Source organism: Priestia sp. YIM B13491, from assembly GCF_042787605.1.
Taxonomy (GTDB): Bacteria; Bacillota; Bacilli; order Bacillales; family Bacillaceae_H; genus Priestia; species Priestia megaterium_E.
Genome location: NZ_JBHZOR010000005.1, coordinates 368,579 through 374,816 on the forward strand (window position 1 = coordinate 368,579; position 6,238 = coordinate 374,816).

General features: G+C 37.2%; 3 protein-coding genes and 1 rRNA gene. All 4 read left to right on the plus strand.

Annotated features, from left to right (window positions below):
• The first annotated feature begins 4 nt into the window (after window positions 1–4).
• A complete protein-coding gene (recF, locus tag ACFX4E_RS20355; RefSeq protein WP_028409770.1) occupies window positions 5–1,123 on the plus strand; it encodes a DNA replication/repair protein RecF in 1,119 nt (372 codons plus the stop codon).
• Window positions 1,124–1,363: 240 nt separating this feature from the next.
• A complete protein-coding gene (gene gyrB / locus ACFX4E_RS20360) occupies window positions 1,364–3,280 on the plus strand; it encodes a DNA topoisomerase (ATP-hydrolyzing) subunit B (RefSeq protein WP_098333878.1) in 1,917 nt (638 codons plus the stop codon).
• A 126-nt stretch (window positions 3,281–3,406) separates the two neighbouring features.
• Window positions 3,407–5,917: a DNA gyrase subunit A gene (gyrA, locus tag ACFX4E_RS20365; protein WP_013054825.1), complete on the plus strand. Its 2,511-nt coding sequence runs from the start codon at window positions 3,407–3,409 to the stop codon at window positions 5,915–5,917.
• Window positions 5,918–6,178: 261 nt separating this feature from the next.
• A 16S ribosomal RNA gene (locus ACFX4E_RS20370) occupies window positions 6,179–6,238 on the plus strand; the annotation flags it as partial.

Below are 6,238 nucleotides of genomic sequence, written 5' to 3' on the forward strand. Positions count from 1 at the left end.
ACGTTTGTATATTAAAGAAATTACTTTAACAAATTACCGAAACTATACGAAGACAACGATTCCTTTTGAAAATAAAGTAAACGTCATTTTGGGTGAAAACGCACAGGGTAAAACAAACGTGATGGAATCGATCTTCGTATTATCTATGGCTAAATCTCATCGTACATCCAACGATAAAGAATTAATTAAATGGGACTGTGAGTATGCAAAGCTATCGGGCATTGTAGAAAAGCATAGAGGGCCTGTTACGCTGGATTTAGTCATCTCAACAAAAGGGAAAAAAGCAAAATATAATCACATTGAGCAGAAAAAACTCAGTCAATATATAGGATCAATTAACACTGTCATGTTTGCTCCGGAGGATTTGAACCTAGTTAAAGGGAGTCCGCAAGTAAGGCGCAAATTTATCGATATGGAAATTGGTCAAGTTTCGCCTGTGTACATGCATGATTTAAGCAGGTATCAAAAGATTTTGCAGCAAAGAAATCAATATTTGAAGCAGCTGCAGACAAAAAAACAAACGGATCTTTCACTTTTAGACGTACTTACGTTACAGTTAAGTGAAATGGCGGCGAAAATCTTAAAAAAACGTTTTGAGTTTTTACAGTTACTCCAACAGTGGGCAGAGCCTATTCATAAAGGGATCAGTCGAGGCTTAGAAACATTAAAAATTGAGTATAAGAATTCAATTGATGTATCAGAAGATGCAGATTTGTCGAAAATGTTAGAAGCATATCATCAAAAGTTTGATAAAATAAAAAGTAGAGAAATTGATAGAGGTGTCACCTTAGCAGGACCACACCGTGATGATCTTCTTTTCTACGTTAATGAAAAAGACGTTCAAACATTTGGTTCACAAGGGCAACAGCGGACGACTGCTTTATCGTTAAAGCTTGCTGAAATTGAGTTAATTCATCAAGAAGTAGGTGAATATCCAATCTTGCTTTTAGACGACGTATTGTCTGAATTAGATGATTTTCGTCAATCACACTTGCTAAATACCATTCAAGGAAAAGTTCAGACGTTTGTAACGACAACGAGCATTGAAGGAATTCATCACGAGACCTTAGAAAAAGCCGCTACATATCACGTAGAAGCTGGCCAAATTCAAAAGGTCAAATAGCAATTGATCTGTCTAAAAACTTTTCGCAAGGCAATCTAACTGAAATATGATATCATTATAGTTTTAAGTCTATATAGTTCAACTCGTACCCTCGATTATGAAAATTTTGTGCATAAGTAAACAAATTGCAAATACATTAAAGGCTCCGTATTATTTCCACATAATATTCGAAAAACATAATACAAAATGATAAATACAGCAGTTTGCTGTTAAAAAAAAGTGTAGGTGATACATTTGACGATGGAACAAAAAGAAGTACAAGCATATGAAGCTGATCAGATACAAGTATTAGAAGGATTAGAAGCTGTTCGTAAACGTCCGGGGATGTATATTGGATCGACGAGCGCAAAGGGTTTACATCATCTTGTATGGGAAATTGTAGATAATAGTATTGATGAAGCGCTGGCCGGCTATTGCGATGAAATTAATGTTATTATCGAAAAGGATAATAGTATTACAGTCAAAGATAACGGTCGTGGAATTCCAGTTGGTATTCAAGAAAAAATGGGCAGACCTGCCGTTGAAGTTATCTTAACGGTTCTTCATGCCGGAGGTAAATTTGGCGGCGGCGGCTATAAAGTATCTGGTGGATTACACGGTGTAGGTGCCTCAGTTGTTAACGCACTTTCTACTTCTTTGGAAGTACACGTACATCGTGACGGTAAAGTTCATTATCAAAAATATGAACGAGGTGTACCGGCTGCTGACTTAAAAGTAGTTGGAGAAACAGATAAAACAGGTACTGTTATTCAATTCCGTCCAGACGGTGAAATTTTCACAGAAACGCTTGAATACGATTTTGATACGTTAGCTAATCGTCTGCGTGAGTTAGCTTTCTTAAATCGCGGCATTAAAATTACGATTGAAGACAAACGTGAAGAAGATAAAAGACGTGAATATCACTATGAAGGCGGAATTAAGTCTTACGTTGAGCACTTAAACCGTGCAAAAGAAGTGATTCACGAAGAGCCGATCTATATTGAAGGTAATCGAGACAACATTTCTGTAGAGATTGCTATTCAATATAACGATAGCTATACAAGTAATTTATATTCTTTTGCAAACAATATTCACACATATGAAGGTGGAACACACGAAGCAGGATTTAAAACAGCGTTAACGCGTGTAATTAACGACTATGCACGTAAAAACAGCGTATTTAAAGACAGTGACGCCAATCTAACGGGTGAAGATGTTCGTGAAGGAATTACAGCTATCATCTCTATTAAGCACCCAGATCCGCAGTTCGAAGGACAAACAAAAACAAAGCTGGGAAATAGTGAAGCAAGAACAATTACTGACTCTGTGTTTTCAGAACACTTAGAAACGTACTTGTTAGAGAACCCTATTGTGGCGAAAAAGGTAATTGAAAAAGGTTTAATGGCTGCAAGAGCAAGAATGGCAGCTAAAAAAGCTCGTGAGCTTACAAGACGTAAAAGCGCGCTTGAAATCTCAAACTTACCGGGTAAATTAGCAGATTGTTCATCAAAAGATCCTTCTATTAGCGAACTCTATGTAGTAGAGGGTGACTCTGCCGGGGGTTCAGCTAAGCAGGGAAGAAGCCGTCATTTCCAAGCTATTTTGCCTTTACGTGGTAAAATTATCAACGTAGAGAAAGCGCGTTTAGATAAAATTTTATCTAATAATGAAATTCGTACAATCATTACCGCTCTAGGAACGGGTATTGGTGACGATTTTGATATCTCGAAAGCACGCTACCATAAAATTGTGATTATGACAGATGCAGACGTAGACGGTGCGCATATTCGTACGCTTCTTCTAACGTTCTTCTATCGCTATATGAGACAGATTATTGAGCATGGATATGTCTACATTGCCCAGCCGCCTCTTTACAAAGTTTCACAAGGTAAAAAAGTGGAGTACGCGTACAACGATCGTCAATTAGACGAGGTATTAGCTTCTTTCCCTGAAGGCGCAAAACCAAACCTTCAGCGTTACAAAGGTTTAGGAGAGATGAATCCTGAACAATTATGGGAAACAACAATGGATCCAGAGTTCCGTACCCTTCTTCAAGTAAACTTGCAAGATGCAATTGAAGCTGATGAGACATTTGAAATTTTAATGGGCGACAAAGTAGAACCACGCCGTAATTTCATTGAAGAAAATGCTCAGTACGTAAAAAATCTCGATATTTAAATGAACGGTAATACCCTTTATATTTTTTATAAAGGGTATATAAACGTCAGGATAGAGATAGGTTCTATCCTGCGTTTACATATATATGAATTACTATACTGAACTTCGCGAAGGAGGTTCTTATCGATGTCAGATAAACCAAACTCTCAAATAAGAGAAGTAAATATTAGTCAAGAAATGCGCGCATCTTTTTTAGATTATGCAATGAGCGTAATTGTATCGCGTGCTTTACCAGATGTAAGAGACGGACTTAAGCCTGTGCACCGTCGTATTTTATATGCAATGAATGATTTAGGTATGGGATCGGATAAGCCATATAAAAAATCAGCTCGTATCGTAGGAGAAGTAATTGGTAAGTATCACCCACACGGTGACTCAGCTGTATATGAAACAATGGTTCGTATGGCACAAGATTTTAGCTATCGCTATATGCTAATTGATGGTCATGGAAACTTTGGATCTGTTGATGGAGATGCAGCAGCAGCTATGCGTTATACAGAAGCAAGAATGTCAAAAGTTTCGATGGAACTGTTACGTGACATCAATAAAGACACAATTGATTACCAAGATAACTATGACGGTTCTGAACGTGAACCCATTGTATTACCTGCTAGATTTCCCAATTTACTTGTAAACGGTTCAGCCGGAATTGCGGTAGGTATGGCGACAAATATTCCACCGCATCAGTTAGGCGAAGTCATTGACGGCGTTTTAGCAGTAAGCCAAGACCCTGATATCACAATTGCAGAGTTAATGGAGATTATTCCAGGACCGGATTTCCCAACTGCAGGACAAATTCTTGGCCGCAGCGGAATTCGTAAAGCTTATGAAACTGGAAAAGGTTCTATTATTGTTCGCGCAAAAGTAGAAATTGAAGAACAGAGCAATGGCAAACAAACTATTATTGTTCATGAACTACCATACCAAGTAAATAAAGCAAAGCTAATTGAAAAAATTGCCGAGCTAGCTCGTGATAAGAAGATTGATGGGATTACGGATTTACGAGATGAGTCTGACCGTTCGGGTATGCGTATTGTTATTGAAGTAAGACGTGATGCAAATGCAAATGTTTTATTAAACAACTTATATAAGCAGACATCTCTTCAAACAAGTTTTGGTATTAACACCCTTGCATTAGTAGATGGACAGCCAAAAGTATTGAACTTGAAGCAATGTCTACAGTACTACTTAGACCATCAGGTAGTGGTTATTCGTCGTCGTACTGAATTTGAGCTTCGAAAAGCAGAAGCACGTGCGCATATTTTAGAAGGTTTAAAGATTGCTCTTGATAATTTAGATGCTGTTATTGCTTTAATTAGAGGTTCTCAAACAACAGATATTGCACGTGAAGGATTAATGACTCAGTTTTCGTTATCTGAAAAACAAGCGCAAGCTATTTTGGATATGCGCCTACAGCGTTTAACAGGATTAGAGCGAGAGAAGATTGAAGCGGAATATCAATCTTTATTAGCGCTAATTGCTGAATTAAAAGCTATTTTAGCAGATGAAGAAAAAGTATTAGAAATTATTAGAGAAGAACTAATAGAAGTAAAAGAAAGATTCAATGACGGACGTCGAACAGAAATCGTAAGCGGAGGAGCGGAAATTATTGAAGACGAGGATCTGATTCCTCGCCAAGATATTGTTATTAGCTTAACGCACAACGGCTATATTAAACGTTTGCCTGTTTCTACGTATAAGAGTCAGCGAAGAGGCGGAAGAGGTATTCAAGGAATGAATACAAACGAAGATGATTTCGTTGAACATCTTCTAACAACTTCTACTCATGATACGATTCTCTTCTTTACAAATAAGGGAAAAGTCTATCGGACAAAAGGATACGAAATTCCAGAGTACGGAAGAACGGCTAAAGGGATACCTATTATTAACTTGTTAGAAGTAGACAAAGGTGAGTGGGTAAATGCCATCATTCGCGTCGATGAATTTGTAGACGATTGGTATCTATTCTTTACTACAAAACAAGGAATTTCTAAGCGTACACCTTTATCTTCTTTTGAAAACATTCGAAATAGCGGACTTATCGCCTTGAATTTAAGAGAAGAAGATGAATTGATTTCTGTTAAATTGACAGATGGTAAGCGCGATATGGTTATTGGAACGAAAAAGGGTATGTTAATTCGTTTTAATGAAAATGATGTTCGTTCAATGGGACGTACAGCTACTGGAGTTAAAGGGATCACTCTCGATTCAGAAGATGAAGTAATCGGTATGGAGATTCTCGAAGAACAATCAGATGTCTTGATCATTACGAAAAATGGTTACGGAAAACGTACGCCGATTGAAGAATATCGTGTACAAACAAGAGGCGGTAAAGGTTTAAGAACATGTAATATCACTGATAAAAATGGTGATGTTGTCGCACTGAAATGCGTATCTCAAGAAGAAGATATTATGCTTATCACAGTAAGCGGCGTTCTTATCCGTGTTTCTGTTTCAGATATTTCACAGATGGGCCGTAACACACAAGGTGTCAAAGTCATCCGTTTAGGAGACGAAGAGTTTGTTTCAACGGTTGCAAAAGTACAAACTTCAGAAGATGAAGACGAAGTTTTAGACGAATTAGATGAACATGAAGAGACAGATATAATAATTGAAGCTGAAGAAACAGAAGAATAAAAAAAGCCCCTGAAAAAGCAGGGGCTTTTTTTATGTAAAAAACCTTGCCATAGGCTTTTGATTTTGGTAATATATAAAAAGTCAGCAAAACATATATGAGTTTTTTAGTAGTTTTAAAAAAGTTATATAAAAGTGTTGACAACGATTCTTATAAAGTGTTATTATATAGGAGTCGCTTTAAGACAAGAGTTCTTTGAAAACTGAACGAAATAGTAAACGTCAACGTTAATTTTTATTTTTTAAATGAGCAAGTCAAACATTTCTTCGGAGAGTTTGATCCTGGCTCAGGATGAACGCTGGCGGCGTGCCTAATACATGCAA